The sequence below is a fragment of the Halobellus salinus genome (genome assembly GCF_014646875.1).
GTDB classification, from domain to species: Archaea; Halobacteriota; Halobacteria; order Halobacteriales; family Haloferacaceae; genus Haloquadratum; species Haloquadratum salinum.
The window spans coordinates 74637-98739 of sequence record NZ_BMOC01000005.1; the positions used below are offsets into that span (position 1 = coordinate 74637).

The window sequence follows — 24103 nt, forward strand, 5'->3', positions numbered from 1 at the left end:
CCGTGCCGAACGTCGTCCCGGCGTTCACGCCGAAAGGCATCTTTTATCACTGATTCCGCCGTCGGTGGGTGTATGCGATTCGTCCGTTACGACGACAATCAGCTCGGACTACTCACAGACGACGGCACCGGCGTGATCGACCTCACCGACCGGCTCGGTCTCGAAAGCCAGGAGCCGCTCGTCGAGTATATCCAGGGCGACTACGACGCCGCCGAGTACGAGGACGCGGACCCGGATCACGACGTCGACGACGTCCACGTTGGCTCGCCCGTCGGCCGCCCCGGGAAGGTCGTCGCCGCGCCGCTCAACTACGAGAACCACATCGAGGAGGCCATCGCGGACAAGGACATCACCACCGAGGAGTGGTTCTCGATCAAAGACAAGGGCTACTTCCTGAAAGCGCCCTCCAGCGTGGTCGGCCCGGATCACGGTATCGAACTCCCGTTCGCCGACCGCCGAACCGACCACGAGGTCGAACTCGCGTTCGTGATGGGCGAGGAGACCAAGGACGTGACCGCCGAGGAGGCGTGGGACAAGATCTTCGGGTACACCATCCTGCTCGACATCTCGCTGCGGGGCGACCAGGACCGCTCGAACCGGAAGTCCTACGACACATTCTGCGTGATCGGGCCCTGCGTCGTCACCGCCGACGAGGTCGACGACCCGCAGGACCTCCGGATGCAACTCGACCTCAACGGGAAGCGCCGACAGGACGAGAACACCGGCGATATGGTGTACACCTGCGCCGACATCGTCCAGTACGCGTCGCTCGGTGCGACCCTGGAGGTCGGCGACGTGCTCACCACGGGCACGCCCGAGGGTGTGAGCGAACTTCACGGCGGCGATACCATCGACGCCAAGATCGAGGACGTGGGGTCGATGACGGTCGACGTGACCGAGCGTGAGGTCTCCTACGCCGACGCAGACGTCACGAAGGGCGGCCAGGAGTAGCAGGTCGTACCGACCGTCCGGGTTCCAGGAGTTCTACGACGACGGCGTGGCTTCCGCGTAGAGGTTGATCGACTCGAACACCGGCCGGTCGGTCATCGCGAGCAGTTTCGCCTCCCCGTCGGGTTCGTGGTGGTGGATCTCGTCCGGCGGGACCACGAAAACGTCCCACTGGCTCCACTCCAAGGCGTCGTCGCCGACGTGGGTCGCGCCTTCGCCGTCGATGACGAAGAAGACCTCGGTGGCGTTGTGGAAGTGCGGATCGGTCTCCTCGAAGAGGAGCTGTGCACGGAACGACATCGTGGGGAACAGCGGCGGCTCCCCGGACGCGGGGTTGACGTACGACAGGCTGTAGCCGTCGTGGGGGTCGGGGTCGTCGTTGTCGGCCCGCTGGCGGAGCGACTCGATCATCTCCGCCCACTCGAAGCGGTACGGCGGCGTCGGCTCCTCGGTACCCTCGAAGGGGCCGGGGATGCTGCCGTCCGTCACGTCCTCTTGGGAACGGCCGCGGCCGTACTGGGAGGCCCAGTAGCCCTGGGTCTTCGTCACCGGTTGGCGGTCGAGTTCGTGGTACTCGAAGGTGTTTTTGGCGTTCACCGAGTCCAACACCAAGGGCAGATCGAGGACGTCGAGCCACGCCGCAGTCTCATCGCTCTCGTTGACGTGGTCGTGCCACTCCCACTGCGGGGTGGTGATCAGGTCGTTGTCCTTCATCGGGAACGCCTCGCCCGCGACGACGGTCTTCATATCCTCGGCGCCGTCGATGGTGAACCGAAGGGCGTTGGCGCCGTGGCGGTGCGCGGGCGCGGTCTCGCCGGGCGACACCGTCTGGATCCCGACGTAGATCGTGTTCGAGATCGCGTTCGCGGTGTTGATCGGGACTGCGACCCGGCGCTGGAACCCCGGCGGGAGGTCCGCGATCGGAACGTCGCGCTCGATGGCGTCGATCGACTCCTGGATGTCCTCCCACTTCCAGATCTCGGCCTCCGGATCCGCCATCACGGTCCCGAACCGGTCTTCGACCTCCCAGAGCGGCTCGAGGCTGTGTTCCTCGAGGATGGTCCGCGTCTCGGGACTCATCTCGAGGAGGTCCTCTGGCTCTTGCTGTGCCATAGCAAAAGCTTGGTGAAACTTGATCATAAATTTGTTGGGGATGCAGCGTCCCGGCGGCGCGAACGAGGGGCGGGGACCGCAGCCGGGGCGACCGCGTTCCCCCTCAGTTGGCCTGTGCTTCGAATATCTCGGTGGTTTTGAAAAGCGCCCGGCAGTCCTCACACACCATCCGGCGCTGGATCCCGTACTCCCAGAGTTTGCCCCCGCACTCCAGGCAGTCGAAGTGGGCTTCGACGAACGGGTCCTCTGTCGCGTAGGGGTTCTTGAACTCGGCCATACGGGGTGTAGCCGCGTTCGGAGTAAAAACGTACCGAACGGGTGGAAATCAGACGTCTCCATCCGCGTGGGCGACGAATTCCGCCCGGAGGTCGGCCGGGATCTCGATCGCCCCGCCGCCCTTCTCGGCGCACACCCGTTGTTCGTACCCCGAAAACAGTAGGGTGTCATCGACGTACGCCTCGTAGTCGAAGCGGACGCTCCGCGTGCCGGGGTCCGGCGTGAGCGTCACCCGAACGTCGTCGCCGGCCTCGACGGGCTCTTCGAACTCGAACGACATCTCGACCAGCGGCAGCCCGAAGCCGTGGTCGGTTGCGAGGTCCCAGAACGGGTAGCCGATCTCCTCCAGGAACATGTCCGAGGTTTCGTGGAGCGCGTCGACGATGCGCGGGTAGTGAGCAATAGCGAACGGGTCGGTGTCGGAGAACCGAACGGTCCAGGTGCGTTCAAACATCTTATGACTCCAGTACGACCAGTGCGTCGAGCGCTATCACTCCGTCGGCCGTCGCCAGAAGCGGGTTGACGTCGAGTTCCGCGATCGGTCGGTCGGCCACCAGCTCCCCGACCGCGACGACCACCGCCGCCAGCGCGTCGACGTCGGCGGGGTCACTCCCGCGGTGGCCGTGGAGGAGTTCCACTGCGTGCAACTCCTCGATCGCCGACCGGGCCTCGGCGTGGTCGATCGGCGCGATCCGGTGGGTGGTGTCCTCGAAGATCTCGGTGAAGACGCCGCCGAGCCCCGTGAGCACGACCGGCCCGAACGACGGGTCGCGGACGCCGCCGACGATCACCTCGGTCCCGCGGTCAAGATCCACGGCTGTCTCAACGAGCACGTCGGCGTCGACCCCGCGCTCCCCGGCTGCGGCGAGGACCCCAGCCGCGGCGTCCCGAACCGCCTCGGGGGAATCGAGCCCGACGGCGACGCCGATCCCGCCGGCCCAGTCGGTCTTGTGGGTCACCGCGGGCGAGGAGACCTTCACCACAACCGGGTAGCCGACCGCGTCGGCGGCCTCAACCGCGGCGTCGGCGGTCTCGCACACCCGGAAGTCGGTCGTTTCGACCCCGGCAGACGCGAGCAGCCGCTTGCCCTCTGCCTCGGTCAGCGTTGTCCGGCCGTCCTCCCGCGCGGCCGCGATCGGGGCTGGATCACTCATCGCGGGGTCCCTTCCAGTCGGCGGCTGCGGACCCACCCGGTCGCGGCCACCCGCCGTCGGCCGCGGCCGCTCCTGGCGGCTCCTCGGCGTGTAACCGCGCGTACCGGGCGAGTGCGCCCGCGGCGTCGGCCGCCCGTTCGGGTGTCTCGAAGGTCGGGACTCCCGCGGCCTCGACGGCGTCGCGTTCGGATTCGAGGTCCGCGTCGATCCCCTCGGTCGCGAACAGCACCGGCTTGTCGACCTCCTCGGCCAACCCCTCCAGTGTGTCGACCGGGAATCCCAGCGCTTCCTCGAACAGCTCATAGACGAGCACGATGTCGATCAGATCGTCTTCGGCGACCGCGGCGACGACCTCGCCGAACTCCGGCATCGGTCGGCCGGTGTCGACCGGGTTGTCGTCGTAGGTGACCCCCGGGAGGATCTCGTCGACGCGCGCTTTCGTCCCGGCGGTGAGTTCGGGGAGCCGACCGCCGGCGCGTTGGATCCGGTCGGAGATGATGATCCCCGGCCCCGCTTGCGCGGTGACGACACCGACGTTTGGGCCCGACGGCAACGGTGCGGTCCCGAGCGCCGCCGCGGCGTCGAGCAGGTCGTCGGTGGCGTCGACGGTCGGCACGCCGTACTGCGCAAACCCCGCGGTGTAGAGTTCGTGGTCGCCGGTCAGCGCGCCGGTGTGCGACGCCGCGAACTCCCCCACGTCCGACTGGCCGGCTTTGTACGCGATCACGGGTGTGTCGCTGGCGCGGCAGGCATCGAGCAGCCGGCGGCCGTCGTCGGTTCCCTCGATGTGGAGCGCGATTGCGTCGGTCCGGTCGTCACCGTCGAAGTACGCGATGGCCTCAGCGAACCCCACGTTCGCACGGTTTCCGAGCCCCACCATCGCGGAGACGCCGCGTCGCTGCCGGCGGGACTGGAACGCGAGCACGTGGGCGACGCCGCCGCTTTGGGCGATGACCGCGGTGTTGCCCGTGGGGATCGCCTCAACGCCGCTGGCGAACGAACACCGGAGGTCGGTCGCGGGCACCAGGAAGCCGCTTGTGTTCGGCCCCAACAGGGAGATGTCGTGCTCGTCGGCGACCTCGACGATCTCCCGCTGGAGCGTCTCCCCCTCGCCGCCGGCCTCCGCGAACCCGCTTGCGTAGATCACGGCCGCCCCGGTCCCCGCGTCGCCGCACTCCGCCAGGACGTCGGGCACCGCCGGACCGGGGACACAACAGAGCGCCAGGTCGACGGGTCCGTCGGTATCGGTCACCGACGGGACAAACGCCGAACCGAACAGCTCTCCCGACTCCGAGGGGTTCACCGGATACACCGGCCCCTCGAAGTTCGTCGCGTTCGCCATCGCCACATACCCAATCTTCCCCTCGGCCCGTGACGCACCGACGACCGCGACCCCCGAGGGTTCGAAAAGCTGTGTCAGACTCACGTCTCACGCTTTGTCGAACGGTGACAAAGCGTTTTCCCACCGCTGCCCCGTGGGTCGGCACTGGTGTCGCCGGTCACCGCGTCCGCGGGGGCGAACCGGCGCGTCGGGGTGTGCTGGCTGCCCGCACGCCCGCCCTCCCGACGACGGACGCATCGATACGCACATACGAGTCCGTCGAGACACGCCGGATATCCCCCACGCATGACCGATGAACTCTCCGGCCGCGCTGCTGCGGTTCTGCCGGTCGCCCCGGGGTGGCTCTCGGTGCCCGCGGGCGTGATCGCGGCCGGGACCGTGCTCCGCTACGCCCCGATCAATCCCGACGCTGCGCGGATGTTGTCGATCACGCTGTTCTGTATCGCGCTCTGGATCGGGACGCCAGTCGATCCGTGGTTCACGGCGCTCATCGGGATCGGGCTGATCGGCGTCGGCTTCTCGGCCGAACTCGCGCTGTTTGGCTTCCGGTCGCCCGCGACGTGGCTGGTCGTGGTTGGGTTGCTCATCGGCGAAGCGGCGACCGCAAGCGGGCTCGGGGGGCTCATCGAGCGGCTCGCCGTGACGCGGATGCCCGACCGGATCGCGACCGACGCGGTCTCTGTGTACCGCTACCTCCTCGTTGTGCTCTCGGTCGGCAGCCTCGCGCTCGCGGTTCTCGTGCCGTCCTCGCTCGTTCGGGTGTTGATCCTCGCGCCGATCCTCCGGTCGGTGGGAGAGCTGTTCGGCGACCGGCAGGCCAAGATCGGGCTCTTCCTCGGCCCGCTGTTTGCGACCTACTACGGGGCAGCCGGCGTCCTGACAGGGTCGCTCGCGAACATCATCGTGGCCGGTCTGGTGGACTCCAGCGGCGGCCCCGCGATCACGTGGACGGCGTGGGCGCTGTGGATGGGACCGGTGATGGGGATCGGCCGGACAGCCCTGGTCGTCGCCGTCACCTACCTGCTCTACCGCCCGTCGGACCGGGACGGCATCACGATCCCCGACACGACCGGGTCGGTGACGCCGTCGCCACGGGAAACGCGGATGCTCGCGTTCCTCCTGGTCGGGGTGGGAATCTGGGCCACCGACTTCGTCCACGGACTGCATCCGCTGTTTGGTGGTGTCGTCGTCGCACTGCTCGCCTTTGCGCCGCGGATCGGCGTGATCGATCACGGGGCGATCGGGGATACCGACTTCTCGATCATCTTCTTTTTGGGGGCGATCTTCGCGATCGCGGAGGGGCTCCAACGCACGGCGTTCACCGACCTCGCGGCGAATACGCTGCTGTCGTCTCTCCCCGCGGACCCGTCGCTCCCGCTGGTGTTGGTCTTCGTCACGTTCGTCTCGATAGCGCTGACGTTCGTGATGGAGGGGCTCGCGGTCGCGAGTGTCGTCACGCCGGTGTTCGTGTCGTTCGCGACCACCGCCGGCGTTCCGCTGGTTCCGGTGGCGATGATCGAGGGTGCCGCACTGAGCAGCTACTTTTTTCCGTATCAGTCGGCGGTCCTCGTCGCGATCCTCGGACTCGACGTTGTCGACTCCGTGGAGTTGAGTCGGATGGCGAGCGCGTGTACGGTCGCGACCCTCCTCGTGCTCCTCCCGGTCCAGATCGGCGTGTTCGTGCTGGTGTTCTGACGGGGGCTGCAGCGGGGCGCGGCTACGAGACGTGGGTCTCAACCAGCTGCTCACGCAGGACGGTCCCGGTGTCGCTTCGCGGGAGCGGCTCGTCGGTGAGGGCGTACACCCGTGGCCGCTTGAACTCCGCCAGCCCGTCGTGCTGGCGGCAGTAGTCGTCGAGGTCGTCGTCGGTGAGTTCGGCCCCGGGTTCGGTGACCACCACCGCGGTGACGACCTGCCCCCACTCCTCGTCGTCGCACCCGAAGACGCACGTCTCCGCCACGTCGGGGTGGGTGCCGAGCACCCGCTCGACCGACGCGGGGTAGATGTTCTCGCCGCCGCTCACGATCATGTTGTCCACCCGATCCACGATGTAGAGGAACCCGTCGTCGTCGGTCTCGGCGATGTCTCGGGTCCGAAGCCACCCGTCGAAGTAACTCTTCTTTTCGGCCTCGTCGTTGTCGATGTATCCGTCCGACATCCCCGGACCGCGGGCGATGATCTCGCCGCGCTCGCCCGCGTTGACCGTGGCCTCGGGGTCCGGTGTCTGCGAGAGGCCGGGCGATTCAACCACCCGGAGCTCCCAAGCGAACGCCTCTTTCCCGATGGTCCCCGGGTGCTCGTCCTGGGCGCTCGGGTGTGCGAACGTGAGGTCCGCCCCGGCTTCTGTCATCCCGTAGGTGTTGTAGACCTGGTCGCAGAGGTACTCGTTGGTCTCCTCGATCAGATCCTCGGTCACGATCGCCCCACCGGTTCGGATGTACTGGAGCGAGTCGGTGTCGTACGGCGTCTCCGCCGCCTTCTGCACGCCGTTGAGCGCCCTCAGCTGCGTTGGGACGGCGAGGACACCGGTCACGTCGTGTCTCTCGACCAGTTCCAGGGCCTCCTCGGGATCGAACGTCGGGTGGAGGACGACCGTCGCGCCGGCGACGAAGTGGGGGTAGAGCCACGCGTCGGTAGTCACCATGTGATACCACGGCGAAGTGCACAGCGCGATGTCGGTCTCGTCGGTCCCGTGTTCCATAATCCCCTGGATCGCGCCGTACCACAGCTCCTCTTGGTCGAACGGGACCGCTTTCGGGACGCTCGTGGTACCGCTGGTGTACAGCACCGCACACTCGTCGTCCGCCGGCAGCGTCGGTTCGAGTTCCGGGTCGGCGCCGTCGAGGACAGCCGCGTAAGACTCCACCCCGTGGCGGTCGATCTCCCGGTCGCCCGCGTGGATCGCGACCTCGAAGACGTCGCGGTCGAGGAGTTTGAGTGCGGCGTCGGCGTTCCGGTCGTCGAAGACGATCGCGGTCGCGCCCGCCGTTTCGGCCATCCGAACCAACTCCTCGACCGTCGCCCGGTACGACAGTTGGACGGTCGCGGCCCCGCGTTTGTTCCCGGCGAGCATCGATTCGATGGCCGCCACGGTGTTGACAGAGAGGGTCGCACACCTGTCCGTGCCGACCCGTTCGGCCAGCGCGTTCGCCAGTCGGGTTGCCCGGCGATCCAGTTCCGCGTAGGTGAACGACCGCCCGTCGTCGGTGACGAGGGCGGGCTGATCGGGGTAACACCGCACCGTCCGGTCGAGCGCATCTTTGAGCTTCATACGGGTCCGATAGCGGGTATCAGGAAAACCCGGTAATTAATATTTTTGATCCCTCGGCGGGTACCGCTCAGTCAGGCACGGTGGTGCTGAGCACGGCGGGAAGACGACCGCGGTCCCTCTCAGTCCCGCTCGTTGGCGTTTTTCCGCCAGCCATCGCGTAACTACACCGCACCCTCGGAACAATCGCGGAGGTATAAGTGAGTGGCACAGCGATACCGCGGTATGGTCCGAATACTGCTCGCGCTCGACGACGAACTCGCACAAGCACGCGCACAGACGAATGCGATCGCGGATATCGTCGCAGTCACCGACACCGCGGAGGTACACGTGCTCCACGTCTTCGGCGATAACCCCGAGGGCGCCTCGGTTCACCAGATCGAAGCCGTCAGAGAAGCCTCGGACCGCCTCACCGAACTCGGAGTCGAGGTCAATCTGCTGGAAGGCAGCGGCAACCCCGGTGACGGGATCCTGCGGTACGCCGAGGAGTACGATGTCGACCAGATCTGCGTCGGCGGCCGGAAGCGCTCACCCACGGGGAAGGCCCTGTTCGGAAGCGTCACACAGGACGTGATCCTCGGAACCCACCGGCCGGTGCTCGTGTGCGGAAGCGCGGCAGACGGCGGGTGACGCCCGCGCCACCGGCCCTGCAGTGCGCCGCTTTGCCGTCGGGTTGCGGGATGGTCCGGACGTCCGATTCCCTGACCGCCTCGCCGGTCCGCGCGACCGTCTCCGCGAGCGTCCCGGCTTTGTTCTCGGTCCCGGTGGCCTCGTGGACGGGGCGGCCGAGGGCGTCGATACCGGCGAACCGCTCCTGCTCGCGGTTCCAGTGGGTCAGCCGCCCCTCGCCGTCGGCGACGATGCCCGCGTCGGGGAACTGTGTGGCGAGTTGGTCGAACATGTGCCGCCGGTGGTCCCGTTCCGCGCGGAGGCGTTCCGTCTCGCTCGTGTCCGTGGGGACGTCCGGCGCGAGCAACGCGTCCGTGGTGGCCCGAGACCGCTGTGCCATGACCGCCGCATCTCGGGTAGTGGCGCATCGTTCGCCCGCCCCCGTTCAGCAGCGATCGCTGTACCCCGGCGGTGGAGGCGGCTGGCGGGACGCACGGCGCCGTGTCGCCGGATCCCACCTGGGCCCGTCGATGGCACCCCGCCGGACTCAACCGGGACGACTGCGGGAAACCCGCGAAAACGGATCACAAAACATTACATAAGAGCGGTCGAAGGCGTCAGTATGGCAGACGACACAAACCTCAGGAAGGCGGCCGAAACCGCCGACGACCTTCCCGACCCCCACAGCGTCGTCGGGAAACACGAGGAGGTTCCGCTCACCGAGGTGTTCGACGGGGCGTTCGTCCGGGAGCACACCGAGTTCGACACTTTCGACGAGATGGTTGCTTTCAGTCCCTCCGAAGCGGCCACCGCCGACGAACTCGGGACCGTCGGCGACGGCGAGTGGGACGCGTTCGTCGCCGAGACAACGGTCTTCGAAGACGAGGAGGCGTTCGTCTTCGCCGCCCGGGACCACTGGGTTGCGGTCCGACTCGGTCTCGAGTGAGCGGCGCGCCGGGTAGCCGGCGAGGGGTGTCGACGCCGGCGTTGCCGCAACGGTTATTACTCGCATATACCAATTCGGGTCACGATGAGTGAGACTGCATCAGAGCACCCAGTGTTGGTCGCCGGCGCCGGGCCGACCGGACTGACGGCCGCCCTCGCGCTTCGGGCGCGCGGCGTGCCGGCGGCGATTCTGGAGCGAGACCCCGAGGATCGGGACCGCGACGGCAGCCGCGCGATCTATGTCCACGGGTCGACGCTCAAGACGCTCGAACGCAACTACCCGGGGCTCGGACAGGACCTCGTTGACGAAGGCCTCGTCTGGCCAACTCGGCACACCAAGTGGCGCGGGAAGACCGTCTTCCGACGAACCTACGACAACCCCGGCGGTGGCGGTGAGTTCCCCCATTTCAGCAGCGTTCCGCAGGTCGTCACCGAGCGGTATATGCACGACGCACTCGACGACCTCGGGGTCGACATCCACTGGGATGCCGGCGTCGACACCGTTGACTCAACCGCCGAGGGCGTCCACGTCACAACCGAGGACGGCCGCGAGTGGGAGACGCCGTACGTCGTCGGCGCCGACGGCGGCGGCTCCCAGGTTCGAACGGAGATCGGTGTCGACTTCGATGGCGAACAGTCCGAGAACTCCTTTATCATCGCGGACGTCGCCACCCTCGACGGCAACACGATCGCCGAAGAGCCGATCCCGTTCGAGCGGTTGTTCCACTACGACGACCCCGCCGCCGGCGGCCGGAACGTGATGCTCGTGCCGTTCACCGGCGGGTGGCGGCTCGACATCCAGTGTCTCGGCGACGACGACCCCGACGAGGTCGCGAGCGAAACCTCGATGCGGGAGTTCGTCACCCGGATCATGGGCGAGGCGTACGCGGACAACGTTGAGTGGACCTCAACGTACAACTTCCTCCAGGTGATGGCCGACAGGTTCGTCGACGACCACCGTCGGGTCCTGCTCGCCGGCGAGGCCGCACACCTGCTCGCGCCGTTCGGCGCCCGGGGGATGAACTCGTGCATCGCTGACGCCGACGAAGCCGCCTCCGCGATCGCGGTCGCACGACAGGCGAACGACGCGGTCGCGCGCAACGAGATCGAACTCTACGCCGCGCGCCGCGAGCGCGCCGCGGAGTACAACCTCGACGCCGCCGGGCAGGCCCTCGACTATCTTCAGGGCGATACCCCGGTCACCGTGCTCCAGAAGGAGGTCGCGGCGTCGCTCGCAGACCACTTCGAGCCCGCGGGCGAGTATCTCGACGACGCGCCGTACGGGCCACACGAGGCACCGCCGATCGCCGCGACCGGGAACTACTGAACCGATCCGACAGCCGGACCACCGACCACGGCGCCTTCGGTTTGCTACCGGGCGACGAACTCGACAGCCTGGCCCTGCCCGAACCCTACACACTCGGTTGCGAGCCCCAGGTCGCTGCCGCGGCGCCGCATCTCGTGGAGCAGCGTGACCGGGAGGCGGGCGCCGGTCGCGCCGAGGGGGTGACCGAGCGCGATCGCTCCGCCGTTGACGTTGAAGCGGTCGTCGTCGACCCCGAGTTCCCGCTTACAGTAGACACACTGGGACGCGAACGCCTCGTTGAGTTCGACGAGGTCGTAGTCGCCCGGGGCGCGACCGGTTCGTTCACACAGCCGCCGGACCGCCGGGACCGGTCCGATCCCCATCACGGTCGGGTCGACGCCGGCGACTTCGTGGGCGCCGACCGCAGCCAAAACGCTGAGCCCATGGTCGGCGGCGAACGCCCGACTGGTCACCACCACGCCCGCGGCGCCGTCGGAGATCTGTGACGCGTTGCCCGCGGTCACGGTGCCTTCGTCCGCGAACGCCGGCGGCAGGTCCGCGAGCGCTTCGAGGCTCGTGTCCCGCCGGATCCCCTCGTCCCTTGTCACCACTCCCTCGTCGGTCTCGACCGGCACGATCTCGTCGTCGAAGCGCCCCTCGTCGGTCGCGTCGGCCGCGCGGCGGTGGCTTCGAAGCGCGTACTCGTCTTGCGCTGTGCGGCGCACGGCGTACTCCTCGGCAACCGTCTCCGCGGTGGTGCCCATCCGGAGCCGGTCGACGCCGTAGCGGTCGTCGATCGCGGGGTGGACACTGGAGAGATTCACCACGGTCCCGACGCGGGTCATGTTCTCGACGCCGCCGGCGACGACACACGTACGCTGCCCGGCCGCGACGGCGTCGGCGGCGCGGGTGATGGCCGCCGCCGACGACGCACACCACCGGTTGATCGTGACCGCCGGGACCGACTCCCCCAGCGCCGAGAGGAGCGCGATGACGCGTGCGAGGTTGTTCCCCTGCTCGTCGGTCTGCTGTGCGCACCCCCACGTGAGGTCGTCGACGTCACCCGGCCCGAGGCCGGTGCGCGCGAGGAGGTCGTCGATCACCGCGACCGAGAGGTCCTCGCTTCGGAGGGTCGAAAAGACGCCGCCCCGAGTTCCCTGCGCCGTCCGAGCCGCCGCGACGATCACCGGCGTGGTATCCGCGGTCATACCCGGCCTCTGGACACCAGCGTACAAAACACCCCGGATGGAGACAGTTCCGATCGGGTGCCGCCGACAGTGTCGCCGCCCAGCGAGGCTCCAGGCGCGGTCACGGCGAGTACTGGTAGTTGACCGAAACGACGTTTGCGGACTGTTGGACCGTCGCGACCAGCTCCGCCCGGTAGGCGTCGTCGCGGAGCTTGTCGGCGGGACACACCAGGCCGATCGACCCGAGAACCCGGCCGTCAACCCTGATCGGCGCCGCAACGACACCCATTCCCACCACCTGTTCGTTCCGATCGACGGCGTACCCGTGGTCGGCGATGGCGTCCAGTTCCGCGTCGAGGTCCTCGCGGGTCGTAACCGTGTACTCCGTCCGCGCGGGGAGGCCGTGGCGGTCGACGATCCGGTCGACCCGGTCGGTGTCGAACGCCGCCAGCAGCACTTTGCCGGCGGCGTGCGTGTGAAGTGGGATCCTGAGTCCCGGATAGATGCCGAGCCGCAACGCGTTCTCACCGAACGCCGTGTGGAGCACGACGAACTCCCCCCGTTCCTCGACGTTGAGACTCACCACCTCGCCGGTGGTCTCGGCCGCCCGCTCTAGCTCCGGTCGTGCCACCTGGAACAGCCGGTTCCGGTGTTTCGTCTGACCACCGAGTTCGAGCAGCCGCAGCCCCAACCGGTAGGTGCCGGCGTCGTTGACGACATACCCCAACTCCCGGAGCGTCCGGAGGTAGTCGTGGACCGTGCTCTTCGGGAGTTCGAGTCGGTCGGCCATCTCCGACACGCCGAGCGTACCGCGGTCCCTGAGGAGGTGGAGGACCTCGAACGCGCGCCGGACAGTCCGTAGGGGAGAGACATCCCGTGTCATTTGTGAACGACCGAACGAGTGATACCATAATAAAACTGCGGATATATCGAACAACATCGGCGATCGGGCCCGAACGGCCGAGCGTCCGAGTCGAACTGCGCGGCGATCCGTGGGTGGCTTGGGCACACGTCCGGTCGAAACGGCCGAAACCGGCTATGAGAGCCGGTTACGGCTACCGGTGCGGCAACAGATCCCACCGGCGTTGGTGACCACACGGCGAAATGATCTATGCGCTGTCACGATCTCGAAAAATCGTTCGAAATATAGGGAGACAACTCCACGACCGGAAGGCGTGCCGCAGAACTGCCACGGACCAAAAATAACAAAAGTACAGGTGTTACGCAGCGACCGGATCTGAACCCCGGAGCGAACCGAACCGACTCCGGGAACACATCACCAGTTCGAATTGTTGGTTTGTTCCGTGCGATGAATCCGCCACCGAGCGCGCGTAGCCCCGCAAACGGGGCCGTAGTCAGCGCCAACTAATATATTTGGATATTGCTGATTTCGCGCGAACCGAACGCATAAAGCATATATATTTGAGGGTAGTCGTGCGTCGTATGGCAACATCCGAACAGTTGGCTGACTCCGTCCACTTTTCTGTCGAGAACATCGGCGGCATCGACCGGACGGAGGTGGACATTCCCCCGGGCGTAACCGTTCTGACGGGCAAAAACGCCACCAACCGGACCTCGTTCCTGCGGGCGATCATGTGTGTGATGGGAAGCGAGCGCGTCTCGCTCAAGGGAGATGCCAACGAAGGGAGCGTCGAACTGAGCCTCAACGGAGAGACGTACGAACGGCGCCTCTCCCGCGCAGGCGAGGGCGTTACCTTCGAGGGCGAGTCCTACTTGCGTGATCCGGCGGTCGCGGACCTGTTCGCGTTCCTATTGGAGACGAACGACGCCCGGCAGGCCGCTGCCCGCGATGCGGAACTCCGGGACGTGATTATGCGCCCGGTGGATATCGACGCCATCCGGACCGAAATCCGTCAGCTCGAGTCGGAGAAAGGAGAGCTCAACGACGAGCTGGCGCGAATCGAGTCCCGCAAGCGTGACCTGCCGGAGTTAGAGCGGAGCCGAACCGGCCTCCGTGAGGAGATCGAAGAGAAACGCGAGGAGCTGGCGGGCCTCGAAGGCCGGATCGACGACAGCAGCCGAAACGTCGAGGAGGGTCGGCAGGAACAGGCCGAGCTCGAATCGCGGCTCCAGGACCTCCGTGAGACGCGGTCGGACCTGGAGTCGATCCGCCGGAAGATCGAGCGCCAAGAGGAGAGCATCTCCTCGCTGAAGCGCGAGCGGGCGGAACTGGTGGAGGACCTGGAGGCGTTGCCGGAGACGTCGACGGGGGGCCACCGCGATCTGGAGGCGGACATCGACCGGCTCCGGACGCGGCGCCAGGAGCTGAACACCGAGATCAACGAGCTCCGGAGCCTGATCCAGTACAACGAGGAGCGGCTCGAAGCCGAAGACTACGAGCTTCTCGAAGGCGACGACGGAGGCTCGGACGCTCGCGCGGAAGCGGTGACAGACCAGCTTGTCGGTGACGACGCTGAGACGGTCGTCTGTTGGACGTGCGGGTCGTCGGTTGACAGAGGCCAGATCGAATCCACCATCGAGCGGCTGAAGACGCTGCGATCGGAGAAGGTTGAGGAGTTGAATCAGGTCAAGACCCGACTCGACGACCGGAAGGCCGAACAGCGCGAGGCCGAACGGAAGCAGAAACGCCGCGAGGAGCTCGAGCGGAAGATCGACGAGGTTGACGGGGAACTGGACCGTCGGGACGGCCGGGTCGACGCACTGCGGTCGAACCGGGAGTCGCTGACCGACGACGTCGAGCAACTCGAAGCCGAGGTCGACAACCTGGAATCGGCGGAGTTCGACGAGATCCTCTCGTTACACAAAGAGGCCAACCAACTCGAATTCGAGATCGACAGTCTAGAGTCGGACCTAGCGGACGTGACCGAGGCGATCGAGGAGATCGAAGCCGAGGTCGACCGCGCGGACGGCCTCCGCGAGACCCGGTCGGAGCTGGTCGACCAACTCACCGACCAGCGGACGAAGATCGACCAGATCGAGGCCGAAGCGGTAGACTCGTTCAACGGCCACATGGAGTCGATCCTGGAGTTGCTGGGGTACGAGAACATCGAGCGCATCTGGATCGAGCGGATCGAGACGCCCGCAGCCGATAACGCACAGACCCGGTTCGAGCTCCACATCGTCCGGACCACCGATAACGGCGCAGCCTACGAGGACACCATCGACCACCTCTCGGAGAGCGAGCGGGAGGTGACCGGGCTGATATTCGCGCTTGCGGGCTACCTCGTCCACGACCTCCACGAGACCGTCCCGTTCATGTTGCTCGACTCCCTGGAGGCGATCGACTCGAATCGGATCGCTGCCCTGGTCGAGTACTTCGCGGACTACGCCGACTTCCTCGTGGTCGCGCTGCTGCCCGAGGACGCCCAGGCGCTTGATGACGCGTTCACCCGGGTCCGCTCCATCTGACCGGCCCCAATAGGTTTTTTATCCTGTTCGCCGAATCGCTGGCAATGCCAGACACGACCGACAGCCGACCGTCGAGCAAGGTGGCGAGGCTGATCTCCGAGTACGGCCTCGACGGGTTGGGAGACGAGTTGGAGGCCCGGTGGACCGGCGACGGGGTCGAACGGACCAGTCTCCGCGACCTCGCCGGCGACTTCAACGAGCGCCTCGTTGAGCGCGCGCTCGTCGACGCCGGGATGGCCGCGCTAGACAGCGACGTCGACACAGTGTACCGGAATCTGACTGACGACGAGGTGAGCACTGGGGTCCGGACCGACGCCCGCAACCGGCTCGAGTCCAACGGGATCGACGTCGACGGTCTCGAATCGGATTTCGTCAGCTACCAGGCCATCCGGTCGTACCTGACCGAGTATCGCGACGCCGAGTACCGCCGGCTCTCAGACGACGAAAAGGTCGAGAAGGATCTACAGAGCATCCAGCGGCTGATGACGCGGACGCTGTCGGTGACCGAAGAGCGGATCGAGAAACTCACACAGACCGAGCGGATCGACGCCGACGAGTTCGAGGTCCTCCTTGATCTGCAGGTGCTGTGTGAATCCTGCGGGACGCAGTACCCGGTCGCGGAGTTCCTCGATGCGCGCGGATGCGACTGCCAGCGCGAGTCGGATCCCTCCCACGGCTAAACAGTGGTTGCTGATGTGGCGTCGTACGTCTGGACAGCCAGGCGGGATCGGGACTTGGATTGGCGTGCACCCGGTGCACGAGACGTAGGACTCGTGAGAGAAGCTCACGACGTGGCTTATCAAGACGTATGACGCCGTGTTTGTGGAGGATTTGAACGTCGCCGGAATGCTCGAAAGCGACGGAAACGCTCGGAACAAGCAGGACGCCGCGTGGCGGGGGTTCATTGAGATGCTGGAGTACAAGGGCGACCTGTATGGAACGCAGGTCGTCCAAGTGAATCCGCGTGGCACGACGAAAGAGTGCGCCGAGTGCGGTGTTGAGACGGAGAAGCCGTTGTGGGTGCGGGAACATAGTTGTCCGAGTTGTGGGTTTGAGGCGGACAGGGACGAGAATGCGTCATATAACGTTCTTTCTCGCGGTCTTCAGGAGTTAGGTCTGGGACAGGCCGAAGTGACGCCCGGGGAGACTGCGACCGCTGTGGAAACCGATGGAGGTCAGTCTTCGTCGGTTCCTGCAAGTCGCGTCGTTGAAACGGGAAGCCTCGGGGTCGTACGGAAATCGCAGATTTCCGTGATGACGAGAGACTCCGTCTCTCGAACCACTTGACCCCGAGGCGGTTCACCATCATCGAACACGAGGTGGGTCTCGAACCGGGGAGCCTCTCGATGTCGGTGATCGTCGAGAGCGGTGAGGCGGAACTCGCACTCGGCGACCTCCGAACGGAGATGGGGAAGCCCTCCAACAACCTCGAACGCCTCTTCCTGTTGGTCGACGGCGAGGTCGACTACACGAAGGACATACGCGCTATGACGCCGACCGGCGAGCTCCCGGCGTGGCCCGAACTCCGTCACAACACCTCCCGGGGGCGTCGGCGGCCGGGTTGGTCGCGGTCGACGGCCCGTACGACGACATCCGAGACGTGGAGGGGTACCACGAGCGGATGACTGATACTGTCGGCTATAGTCGCGTGACGTATTTCGACACCCCGGGGTGTCGAAAATCTTCACGTAGTTATAGCCGACAGTATGAGAACCGCGCAAAGGGGATGACCGGGATCTGGTCGCTCACGTCCGGGCAGGTGGTTGAAGCGAACAAGGCTCCGCTCCCGCCGAAGGCCGGGCGCTGGCTCGTCGAGGCCGGCGGCCGCGACGTCGAACTCCGCGCGGAGGACGGCAAACAGGTGTACGAGGGCTCCGACCTGGAACTGGAGGTGACGGGCGACCGGGAGTACCACTTCCGCGTCGGCGACGACGAGCACGTCCTCGACGAGTCTGAGCTCCAGGAGAAACTGCTGGATCTGACCTCGTATGTCCCCAGCCTGAACGACATCGTCGACTCGATGGAGGAGTTCGAGGCCGCCAAGAAGGCCGGGCGCGGCGCGATCGCAATGTCGCGGTCGGCCACCCTGGTCATCGACGGCGTCGAGGTCGAGATCAGCGCGGATCGGATGTGGGGCGAAGCCACCTACCAGGCCGCACAGACCCCGATCACGCTGTTCCAGGACGTCTACGAGCACCGCCCCGACCAACACGAGGAACTGGCGGAGATCCACGGCCGCGACGTGATCGACCGCGCGGTTGCGGTCGGGAACTGACGGGGGTGGGGGCCGGATACCCCGGCACCGTTGTGCCCGACCGAACCGCGCCGTTGCCGTCGCTGTGCGATCAGACCGCTCCGCCACAGAGGACCGCTGTCACTCGCCTGCTGTCTCGACGACCCGGCTTCGAAGGGTTCCGACCCCGTCGTAGGTGATCTCGATCTCGTCACCGGGGTCGATCGTCCCGGGGTTTGCGGGGCTGCCGAACGCGATCACGTCCCCAGGGCGGAGCGTGAACCGCCGCGAGAGAAAGGAGACAACCTCCGACGGCGAGAACAACATCAGCTCCGTGTTCGAGTCCTGTCTGGTTTCGCCGTTTATCTTCGTCTGCATCCCGACTCCCTCGGGATCCAGATCGGTCTCGATCCACGGTCCCAGCGGTCCCGACCCGTCGAAGGCCTTCCGGGCGGTCCGGCCCTGCTGGTCGAGCGCGTCGACGTCGTTCAAGATCGTGTACCCCCTGATCACGTTCGGCGCGTCCTCGAGCGACACGTCCCGGCACCGCCGGCCGACAACCGCGGCGAGTTCCCCGGCGTAGGTGAGTTCGTCCGTCCACCCCGGGTACCGGATCGGGTCGCCGTGGCCCGACAGCGACGCGGGCGGTTTGATGAAGAAGTCGGGCTCCGAGGGGCGCTCGTAGTCCATCTGTTCGAGGGTCTCGGCGTAGTTGCGGCCAACACAATAAATAGCCGACGGCGAACACGGATACGTGAGCGCCCCGTCGCGGCCGACCACGTACTCGCCGTCCTCGGCGACGACCCGCCCGCCGGCGTAGCGCCCTGCAACCATCCCATCGTCGGTTCGGAGCCGTGCGTGTCGCATACGTCCCACACCGGTGTGGACGTACAAATATGGTGGTACTGCCTGGGCGGCACACGGTGGACGAAACAACACACTGGTTATGTGTATATATGCTTTCACTTCAAAAGATGTATTCGATAGAATGAAATATACGCACGGTGTATCGGGGTCGGGCTCGCGCCGGCACTGTCCGTTGTCTGTCGCTTGGCCTTTTGTATCCACTGGTGGCCGCAGTTCGATGACGCCCGACCCAAAATATAATTTTTAGAATATACATATAATCCTTACTTTATCCGAAGCGGACACACAGCGCCAGCCTCGGTACGTTCAGCCGCTTCAACCTCTGTGACAGCGCGACCGTTCGCCACCAGTCTTATATCCCGTATCGCTGAAATCCATCATACATGTCAGAGGTCAACCCGTTCGAGACCCTGCAGGAGCAGATCGACGACGCCGCGGCGTACCTCGATGTCGGCGACGGCGTGATCGAGCGGCTGAAACACCCCGAACGGGTGGTGGAGTCGAACCTCACCGTCGAGATGGACGACGGATCGCTCCGCCAGTTCACCGCGTTCCGGTCGCAGTTCAACGGCGACCGCGGCCCGTACAAAGGTGGCATCAGGTATCACCCGGGCGTCTCTCGGGACGAGGTGAAGGCGCTGTCGGGATGGATGACGTACAAATGCGCGGTCGTCGACATTCCCTACGGCGGCGGAAAGGGTGGCATCGTCGTCGACCCCCGCAAACTCTCGGCGGCCGAGGCCGAGCGGCTCACGCGGTCGTTCGCGACGGAGCTCCGGCCGTTCGTCGGCCCGGACCGCGACATCCCCGCACCCGACGTCAACACCGGCCAGCGGGAGATGAACTGGTTCAAGGACACCTACGAAACCCTCGAGAACACGGTGGCACCGGGTGTTATCACCGGAAAAGCGGTCTCCGCCGGCGGCAGTCAAGGGCGGGTTGAGGCCACGGGCCGCTCCACAATGTTCGCCGCCCGGGAGGCGTTCGACTACCTGGGACGCGACCTGGCGGGGGCGACAGTGGCGGTCCAGGGGTACGGTAACGCCGGGTCGGTCGCAGCCGGGTTGCTCGAAAAACAGGGTGCGAGAGTTGTCGCCGTCTCCGACTCATCGGGTTCGGTCTACGACCCCGACGGCCTCGATACAGCCGAAGTCAGCCGGTTTAAAACCGAAACCGGGTCGGTGAGCGGGTTCGGCACGTCGGAGGATCGCACAAACGAGGAACTGCTGACACTCGATGTCGACCTCCTTGTGCCGGCGGCACTGGAGAACGCAGTCGACGCTGAGATCGCCCGAGACGTCGGGGCCGACGTCGTTGTCGAAACCGCCAACGGGCCGTTGACACCCGACGCCGACGACATCCTCGGTGACCGCGACGTCTTCATCGTCCCGGACATCCTGGCAAACGCCGGCGGTGTCACCGTCTCGTACTTTGAGTGGGTCCAAAATCGACAGCGGTTCTCGTGGACCGAAGAGCGGGTCAACGACGAACTGGAACGGGTCATCACGGAAGCGTTCGACGACCTCGTCTCCGCCTACGAATCACGGGACCTCCCGAGTCTCCGGACCGCGGCGTACGTGGTTGCGATCCGGCGGGTCGTCGACGCCTACACCGACAGCGGAACGTGGCCGTAGGCGGGCGTGTTAGGCTGATGACGGTGCCGGGCGCGGACAACTGGTTGCTCATTGGATCCCACGATCGCGTGCGAGCAAGTGAGCACAGACTCGCAAACGCTACGATAGTACACCGCCCACCTCGTCCGTTGAGACGACGGTCGCGAACTCGCCCGCGAGGTGTGCGAGTGCGGTACGGTGGACGACAGACGCATCGAACTGTTCGTCGCCCAGGGTGCGGTTGAACGTGGCTGTCGCGTCCGCAACGACGTACACCTCGAATCCGCGGTTCTCGGCCATTCTGGCGGTTGTCGAAACGCAGTGGTCGGTGGTTAGCCCACACACGACGAGTGTGTCGTACCCGCGCTCACGGAGCCATCGGTCTAATCCGGTGTCGACGAACGCTCCGTTGACTCGCTTCACCACCTCGTGTTCGCCCGACTCGGGCTGGAGCGTCGGTTTGTATCGGAATCCAGACGTAGAGTCCCTGAGCGGCGAGTTCGGCTCTGTCGAGTTGTGGCGGACGTGAACGACCGGCAGACCACGTTCCCGCCAGACCGAGAGTAGTTGTGCGGTGTTCGCCTCCGCGTCGGGGTTGTTGCGAGTCCCCCACCGCGGCCGGTCGAACCCCTGCTGGAAATCGATCAGGACGAGAACCGGGGCGGGAGACGACATTGGCTACGCCGACGGTATCGGAGTGTCGTGGTCGGCCACCAGTCGTTCCGATTTCGGGTGTTCACGTGTGACGTTGATCGGGCACTCGTCGGGGGCCTGCGCGTCGTCGCTGGAGAGCAGATACTGTGTCCACTCGCGGTCCCCGTCGACGCCCCAATCACCGAGATCGGCGTGGGGGCAGACGCCGTCGTACTCCTCGAGGCGGTCTTGGATGACAGCTCTGGCCTGTTGACCCGCGGCGGTGTCGGCGGTCACGCCCAGGTCCTCGAACAGGGCCCGTGGCTGGAACGTGATTTCGAGTCCTACGGGACAGTAACGGCTCTTTCGGGTGTCGTAGAACGGGGCCCGGCACGTCGGAAACATCGGTTCGCCGCCGAACGCGAACTCCCAGAAGGGGTCGTCGGGGTCGGTCGGGATGTCCTCGGGCCAGGGGGCCGGGTCATGGACGTGCAGAAACTGGAGGATATGCCACAACGTATCGTGGTACTCGGGTTCCGACAGGTCACGCTCGGGCGGCTTGAAGAACGCGACCAGCGACGCACGCTCGCTGTGATCCCGATACACGTCGAGGTAGGTGAGCAGCGTCCGACCAAGGTCCAACAGCGCGTCCTTGTCGGTGGTCGACGGCACAGCGGTGTACAGCGGGTCGCCGTTCGCAACCGATTCGGCGCCGAAAAAGCAGGGAAACGGGGCATCATTTCGCTCGCCGACGAGCCCGTCGTGGAAGGTGTTCCAGTGGGCAGCGACCCAGTCCGGCGCCTCGCCCGACGCCACGCGTTCTTCGAGGGTCGCTTGATCTTGGAGCCGCCCGACCAATCGGTCTGTCATACGAAAGCGTAGGCGCTCCGGCCGATTATGGCTTACTGCTCCCGACCGCGGGTTCGATTGTTTCGATCCCGTCTCCGACGCGGATGCGTCCCCCATCGAGGATCCGACAACGCAACCCACCGCGGTGGACCAGGGCGTCGCGGACACCGTTCGATTCGAGGTGGCGCTCGAGGTACGAGCAGGGTTCACAGAGTTCGGTCCCCGTACACACCGCTTCGCCGATCCTGAACTCCGTGTCGACGAGGTGGTTGAGCGAGACCGCTTCGGTCGTGATATTTCGACGGTGCATCCCGGGGTCGAGGTCGATCCCGTAGTCGCGCTCGACCGCGGCGAGGGCCTCTGTCTCGATCAGCGTCAACTCGTTGCCCTCCCGGTCGGCGAACGTCCCCGCCTGCTCGAAATACCGATCACCACGCAACCCGGCGCCCGCAACGGCCTGAACCGCTTGCACCGACTCGGGTTCCGCCCCCCGTTCGGGGGCACAGTGGATGTATCGAACTGCTCCGTTCATACGCGTGCATACCGGCTGCTGGGTCTTGACGCTTCCCTGTGGACGCGTGTATCGCGCCGCCGTCGAGCCGATTGCTGGCGCGGCAACACGGGACACCGCAGCCGGTTCCGGTGGATGGGTCGGGCACGGCACACCCACAGCACCACCCCGGTGTGGCGCGCCGGCGGTACCGACAGGGTCCGGCCGGTGGCTGCCGGCCGGCGCCCCGAGGCCCCCTGCTGACGTCGGCGGGCGCCGCGGCGTAACCCGAGCGATTCAAGTCCGTGCCGCGCGCGAACGCACACAATGCGCCAGGACCACCTCATCTCCGCGACGCAGCTCTCGCGGGCGGACATCGAGGCTGTGCTCAACCGCGCGGCGGAGATCGACGCGGATCCCGCGGCGTGGCACGGTCGGCACTCGGGGTCGATCCTCGGGCTCTGTTTCTTCGAGCCGAGCACCCGAACACGGATGAGCTTCGACACCGCGATGAAACGCCTCGGCGGGCGGACGATCGACATGGGCGCCGTCGAATCGTCGTCGGTCAAGAAGGGCGAGACCCTGGCCGACACGATGCGGGTCCTCGAAGGCTACGCCGATGCCCTGGTGTTGCGCCACCCTTCGGAGGGCGCAGCCACGATGGCGGCGGAGTTCGTTGACGTCCCCCTGGTGAACGCCGGCGACGGCGCGGGCCAGCACCCGACACAGACGCTGCTCGACCTCTATACGATCCGCGAGAACGCCGGGTTGGACGACATCACGGTCGGAATTATGGGCGACCTCAAGTACGGGCGGACCGTCCACTCGCTCTCGGCGGCACTGACGAACTTCGACGTGCGGCAACACTTCATCAGCCCCGAGAGCCTCCAAATCCCGCGGAGCGTCCGGTACGACCTCCACGAGTCCGGTGCGCAGGTTCGGGAACACACCCATCTCGACGACGTGTTGGCCGAGTTGGACGTGCTCTACGTCACCCGAATCCAGCGCGAGCGGTTCCCCGACGAGAACGAGTACCGCAAGGTCGCCGGCGAGTACCGCATCGACGCCGCGGACCTCGAGCGCGCAAAAGACTCTCTGACAGTCCTCCACCCGCTGCCGCGCGTCGACGAGATCGCCCCGGAGGTCGACGACACCGACGCCGCGAACTACTTCGAGCAGGCACACAACGGCGTCCCGATCAGGATGGCGCTCCTAGACGGGATGCTGGACGCCGACACGGAGGCCGGACGATGACCGACGCGGACCAGGAACTCCGGGTCTCGAAAATCCGGAACGGGACGGTGATCGACCACCTCGCCGCCGGCCAGGCGCTGAACGTGCTCGCCCTGTTGGGAATCGACGGCTCGGGTGGCGAGGGCGTCTCGGTCGGGATGAACGTCCCCTCGGACACGCTCGCGACCAAGGACATCGTGAAAGTCGAAGACCGCGAACTGAGCCAGTCGGAAGTCGACGTGTTGGCGGTGATCTCGCCGGAGGCGACGATCAATATCATCCGGGAGTACGACGTGATCGAGAAACAGCGGATCGACCGGCCCGAATCGGTCGACGGCGTGCTCTCGTGTCCGAACCGCAACTGCATCACGACCGGCGACGAACCCATTCGAACGCGTTTTGCCGTCCTCGAGGAGGGGCTCCGGTGTCACTACTGCGGCGAGATAATCAGGGAATCGGAGATCACCGCCCACCTCACCGTGACGTAGTCCGGCGCCCGTTCGACGCCGGGGTCCGCCCGCGTGGAGCCCGGAGGGCAACGGTTTTGTACCGAGACCAAATATTCCAGGATATGTCCGGCAAAGCGAAGTTCATCCTGGCACTGGCGCTCGTGGCGGTCATCTACTTCCTCGTCTCCGGCGACGAGG

General features: G+C 66.1%; 23 protein-coding genes and 2 pseudogenes. 12 read left to right on the forward strand and 13 right to left on the reverse strand.

Translation table 11 applies throughout. The features are described from left to right. The first annotated feature begins 72 nt into the window (after positions 1 to 72). The gene (locus IEX72_RS05755) at positions 73 to 951 is read left to right on the forward strand and encodes a fumarylacetoacetate hydrolase family protein (RefSeq protein ID WP_188786429.1); all 879 of its coding nucleotides are present in this window, start codon (positions 73 to 75) and stop codon (positions 949 to 951) included. A 33-nt stretch (positions 952 to 984) separates the two neighbouring features. Here the strand turns inward: IEX72_RS05755 and IEX72_RS05760 are convergent, their stop codons facing one another. The 5 genes from IEX72_RS05760 to IEX72_RS05780 form a co-directional block, all read right to left on the reverse strand. Continuing rightward, positions 985 to 2061 (reverse strand): cupin domain-containing protein, encoded by a 1077-nt coding sequence (locus tag IEX72_RS05760; protein ID WP_188786430.1) that lies wholly within the window; start codon positions 2059 to 2061, stop codon positions 985 to 987. Positions 2062 to 2164: 103 nt separating this feature from the next. Then, entirely contained in the window at positions 2165 to 2338 is a 174-nt protein-coding gene (locus IEX72_RS05765) for a hypothetical protein (protein ID WP_188786431.1), read from the reverse strand. A 48-nt stretch (positions 2339 to 2386) separates the two neighbouring features. Continuing rightward, positions 2387 to 2791, reverse strand: a complete 405-nt coding sequence (locus IEX72_RS05770; RefSeq protein WP_188786432.1) for an acyl-CoA thioesterase — start codon at positions 2789 to 2791, stop codon at positions 2387 to 2389. Between the two features lies 1 nt (position 2792). Next, positions 2793 to 3491, reverse strand: coding sequence for an acetate--CoA ligase family protein (locus IEX72_RS05775; RefSeq protein WP_188786433.1), 699 nt, complete (start codon positions 3489 to 3491; stop codon positions 2793 to 2795). Beyond that, positions 3484 to 4917 (reverse strand): CoA-binding protein, encoded by a 1434-nt coding sequence (locus IEX72_RS05780; RefSeq protein WP_188786434.1) that lies wholly within the window; start codon positions 4915 to 4917, stop codon positions 3484 to 3486. The genes IEX72_RS05775 and IEX72_RS05780 overlap by 8 nt, the downstream gene beginning before the upstream one ends. A 201-nt stretch (positions 4918 to 5118) precedes the next feature. Here IEX72_RS05780 and IEX72_RS05785 point away from each other — a divergent pair, with 201 nt between their 5' ends. Next, positions 5119 to 6528: an SLC13 family permease gene (locus tag IEX72_RS05785; protein ID WP_188786435.1), complete on the forward strand. Its 1410-nt coding sequence runs from the start codon at positions 5119 to 5121 to the stop codon at positions 6526 to 6528. Positions 6529 to 6550: 22 nt separating this feature from the next. On the opposite strand, the gene IEX72_RS05790 is transcribed toward IEX72_RS05785, so the two are convergent. Next, entirely contained in the window at positions 6551 to 8104 is a 1554-nt protein-coding gene (locus IEX72_RS05790; protein WP_188786436.1) for a class I adenylate-forming enzyme family protein, read from the reverse strand. A 222-nt stretch (positions 8105 to 8326) separates the two neighbouring features. Between IEX72_RS05790 and IEX72_RS05795 the strand changes: the two genes are divergently transcribed. Next, on the forward strand, positions 8327 to 8731 hold the full coding sequence (locus IEX72_RS05795; protein ID WP_188786437.1) for a universal stress protein: 405 nt from the start codon (positions 8327 to 8329) through the stop codon (positions 8729 to 8731). Here the strand turns inward: IEX72_RS05795 and IEX72_RS05800 are convergent. After that, complete coding sequence (locus IEX72_RS05800; RefSeq protein WP_188786438.1) at positions 8661 to 9110, reverse strand: PAS domain S-box protein; 450 nt, start codon at positions 9108 to 9110, stop codon at positions 8661 to 8663. The genes IEX72_RS05795 and IEX72_RS05800 overlap by 71 nt on opposite strands. A gap of 222 nt (positions 9111 to 9332) precedes the next feature. Here IEX72_RS05800 and IEX72_RS05805 point away from each other — a divergent pair, with 222 nt between their 5' ends. Next, entirely contained in the window at positions 9333 to 9656 is a 324-nt protein-coding gene (locus IEX72_RS05805; protein WP_188786439.1) for a hypothetical protein, read from the forward strand. 84 nt (positions 9657 to 9740) lie between these two features. Then, a complete protein-coding gene (locus tag IEX72_RS05810; RefSeq protein ID WP_188786440.1) occupies positions 9741 to 10982 on the forward strand; it encodes an FAD-dependent monooxygenase in 1242 nt (413 codons plus the stop codon). Between the two features lie 44 nt (positions 10983 to 11026). Here IEX72_RS05810 and IEX72_RS05815 read toward each other — a convergent pair whose 3' ends face one another. Next, positions 11027 to 12169, reverse strand: a complete 1143-nt coding sequence (locus IEX72_RS05815) for a thiolase family protein (RefSeq protein WP_188786441.1) — start codon at positions 12167 to 12169, stop codon at positions 11027 to 11029. A gap of 100 nt (positions 12170 to 12269) precedes the next feature. Then, positions 12270 to 13031: an IclR family transcriptional regulator gene (locus IEX72_RS05820; RefSeq protein ID WP_188786442.1), complete on the reverse strand. Its 762-nt coding sequence runs from the start codon at positions 13029 to 13031 to the stop codon at positions 12270 to 12272. 560 nt (positions 13032 to 13591) lie between these two features. On the opposite strand from IEX72_RS05820, the gene IEX72_RS05825 reads away from it, so the two are divergent. From IEX72_RS05825 to IEX72_RS05840, 4 genes and pseudogenes are all read left to right on the forward strand, one after another. Next, positions 13592 to 15538 (forward strand): archaea-specific SMC-related protein, encoded by a 1947-nt coding sequence (locus IEX72_RS05825; protein ID WP_188786443.1) that lies wholly within the window; start codon positions 13592 to 13594, stop codon positions 15536 to 15538. Positions 15539 to 15582: 44 nt separating this feature from the next. After that, positions 15583 to 16218, forward strand: coding sequence for a rod-determining factor RdfA (gene rdfA / locus IEX72_RS05830; RefSeq protein WP_188786444.1), 636 nt, complete (start codon positions 15583 to 15585; stop codon positions 16216 to 16218). A gap of 100 nt (positions 16219 to 16318) precedes the next feature. Next, a pseudogene (locus IEX72_RS05835) lies at positions 16319 to 16825 on the forward strand (RNA-guided endonuclease InsQ/TnpB family protein); the annotation flags it as partial. Between the two features lie 11 nt (positions 16826 to 16836). After that, positions 16837 to 17813, forward strand: a pseudogene (locus tag IEX72_RS05840) (malate synthase); the annotation flags it as partial. A 99-nt stretch (positions 17814 to 17912) separates the two neighbouring features. Here IEX72_RS05840 and IEX72_RS05845 read toward each other — a convergent pair. Further along, positions 17913 to 18638, reverse strand: coding sequence for a fumarylacetoacetate hydrolase family protein (locus tag IEX72_RS05845; RefSeq protein ID WP_188786445.1), 726 nt, complete (start codon positions 18636 to 18638; stop codon positions 17913 to 17915). A gap of 383 nt (positions 18639 to 19021) precedes the next feature. Here IEX72_RS05845 and IEX72_RS05850 point away from each other — a divergent pair, with 383 nt between their 5' ends. Then, the gene (locus IEX72_RS05850; RefSeq protein WP_188786446.1) at positions 19022 to 20272 is read left to right on the forward strand and encodes a Glu/Leu/Phe/Val family dehydrogenase; all 1251 of its coding nucleotides are present in this window, start codon (positions 19022 to 19024) and stop codon (positions 20270 to 20272) included. 99 nt (positions 20273 to 20371) lie between these two features. On the opposite strand, the gene IEX72_RS05855 is transcribed toward IEX72_RS05850, so the two are convergent. Genes IEX72_RS05855 through IEX72_RS05865 form a run of 3 tightly spaced genes read right to left on the reverse strand, consistent with a single transcriptional unit; the run spans position 20372 to position 22265 of the window. Then, the gene (locus IEX72_RS05855; RefSeq protein ID WP_188786447.1) at positions 20372 to 20926 is read right to left on the reverse strand and encodes a cysteine hydrolase family protein; all 555 of its coding nucleotides are present in this window, start codon (positions 20924 to 20926) and stop codon (positions 20372 to 20374) included. A gap of 3 nt (positions 20927 to 20929) precedes the next feature. Further along, a complete protein-coding gene (locus IEX72_RS05860) occupies positions 20930 to 21754 on the reverse strand; it encodes a YqcI/YcgG family protein (protein ID WP_188786448.1) in 825 nt (274 codons plus the stop codon). A 25-nt stretch (positions 21755 to 21779) separates the two neighbouring features. Continuing rightward, entirely contained in the window at positions 21780 to 22265 is a 486-nt protein-coding gene (locus IEX72_RS05865) for an MOSC domain-containing protein (RefSeq protein WP_188786449.1), read from the reverse strand. 285 nt (positions 22266 to 22550) lie between these two features. On the opposite strand from IEX72_RS05865, the gene pyrB reads away from it, so the two are divergent. Together pyrB and pyrI are read left to right on the forward strand one after the other, a co-directional pair. Beyond that, positions 22551 to 23477, forward strand: a complete 927-nt coding sequence (gene pyrB / locus IEX72_RS05870; RefSeq protein ID WP_188786450.1) for an aspartate carbamoyltransferase — start codon at positions 22551 to 22553, stop codon at positions 23475 to 23477. Next, entirely contained in the window at positions 23474 to 23944 is a 471-nt protein-coding gene (gene pyrI / locus IEX72_RS05875) for an aspartate carbamoyltransferase regulatory subunit (RefSeq protein WP_188786451.1), read from the forward strand. Before pyrB ends, pyrI begins: the two co-directional genes overlap by 4 nt. Positions 23945 to 24103: the final 159 nt, after the last annotated feature.

What these genes read in the sequence shown, in the direction of transcription:
- IEX72_RS05820 (WP_188786442.1), bottom strand. Translation starts at nt 13,031, where the DNA reads ATGACACGGGATGTCTCTCCCCTACGGACTGTCCGGCGCGCGTTCGAG.
- IEX72_RS05860 (WP_188786448.1), bottom strand. Translation starts at nt 21,754, where the DNA reads ATGACAGACCGATTGGTCGGGCGGCTCCAAGATCAAGCGACCCTCGAA.
- IEX72_RS05765 (WP_188786431.1), bottom strand. Translation starts at nt 2,338, where the DNA reads ATGGCCGAGTTCAAGAACCCCTACGCGACAGAGGACCCGTTCGTCGAA.
- IEX72_RS05775 (WP_188786433.1), bottom strand. Translation starts at nt 3,491, where the DNA reads ATGAGTGATCCAGCCCCGATCGCGGCCGCGCGGGAGGACGGCCGGACA.
- IEX72_RS05850 (WP_188786446.1), top strand. Translation starts at nt 19,022, where the DNA reads ATGTCAGAGGTCAACCCGTTCGAGACCCTGCAGGAGCAGATCGACGAC.
- pyrB (WP_188786450.1), top strand. Translation starts at nt 22,551, where the DNA reads ATGCGCCAGGACCACCTCATCTCCGCGACGCAGCTCTCGCGGGCGGAC.
- IEX72_RS05815 (WP_188786441.1), bottom strand. Translation starts at nt 12,169, where the DNA reads ATGACCGCGGATACCACGCCGGTGATCGTCGCGGCGGCTCGGACGGCG.
- IEX72_RS05800 (WP_188786438.1), bottom strand. Translation starts at nt 9,110, where the DNA reads ATGGCACAGCGGTCTCGGGCCACCACGGACGCGTTGCTCGCGCCGGAC.
- IEX72_RS05845 (WP_188786445.1), bottom strand. Translation starts at nt 18,638, where the DNA reads ATGCGACACGCACGGCTCCGAACCGACGATGGGATGGTTGCAGGGCGC.
- rdfA (WP_188786444.1), top strand. Translation starts at nt 15,583, where the DNA reads ATGCCAGACACGACCGACAGCCGACCGTCGAGCAAGGTGGCGAGGCTG.
- pyrI (WP_188786451.1), top strand. Translation starts at nt 23,474, where the DNA reads ATGACCGACGCGGACCAGGAACTCCGGGTCTCGAAAATCCGGAACGGG.
- IEX72_RS05785 (WP_188786435.1), top strand. Translation starts at nt 5,119, where the DNA reads ATGACCGATGAACTCTCCGGCCGCGCTGCTGCGGTTCTGCCGGTCGCC.
- IEX72_RS05795 (WP_188786437.1), top strand. Translation starts at nt 8,327, where the DNA reads ATGGTCCGAATACTGCTCGCGCTCGACGACGAACTCGCACAAGCACGC.
- IEX72_RS05790 (WP_188786436.1), bottom strand. Translation starts at nt 8,104, where the DNA reads ATGAAGCTCAAAGATGCGCTCGACCGGACGGTGCGGTGTTACCCCGAT.
- IEX72_RS05810 (WP_188786440.1), top strand. Translation starts at nt 9,741, where the DNA reads ATGAGTGAGACTGCATCAGAGCACCCAGTGTTGGTCGCCGGCGCCGGG.
- IEX72_RS05770 (WP_188786432.1), bottom strand. Translation starts at nt 2,791, where the DNA reads ATGTTTGAACGCACCTGGACCGTTCGGTTCTCCGACACCGACCCGTTC.
- IEX72_RS05865 (WP_188786449.1), bottom strand. Translation starts at nt 22,265, where the DNA reads ATGAACGGAGCAGTTCGATACATCCACTGTGCCCCCGAACGGGGGGCG.
- IEX72_RS05805 (WP_188786439.1), top strand. Translation starts at nt 9,333, where the DNA reads ATGGCAGACGACACAAACCTCAGGAAGGCGGCCGAAACCGCCGACGAC.
- IEX72_RS05755 (WP_188786429.1), top strand. Translation starts at nt 73, where the DNA reads ATGCGATTCGTCCGTTACGACGACAATCAGCTCGGACTACTCACAGAC.
- IEX72_RS05855 (WP_188786447.1), bottom strand. Translation starts at nt 20,926, where the DNA reads ATGTCGTCTCCCGCCCCGGTTCTCGTCCTGATCGATTTCCAGCAGGGG.
- IEX72_RS05760 (WP_188786430.1), bottom strand. Translation starts at nt 2,061, where the DNA reads ATGGCACAGCAAGAGCCAGAGGACCTCCTCGAGATGAGTCCCGAGACG.
- IEX72_RS05825 (WP_188786443.1), top strand. Translation starts at nt 13,592, where the DNA reads ATGGCAACATCCGAACAGTTGGCTGACTCCGTCCACTTTTCTGTCGAG.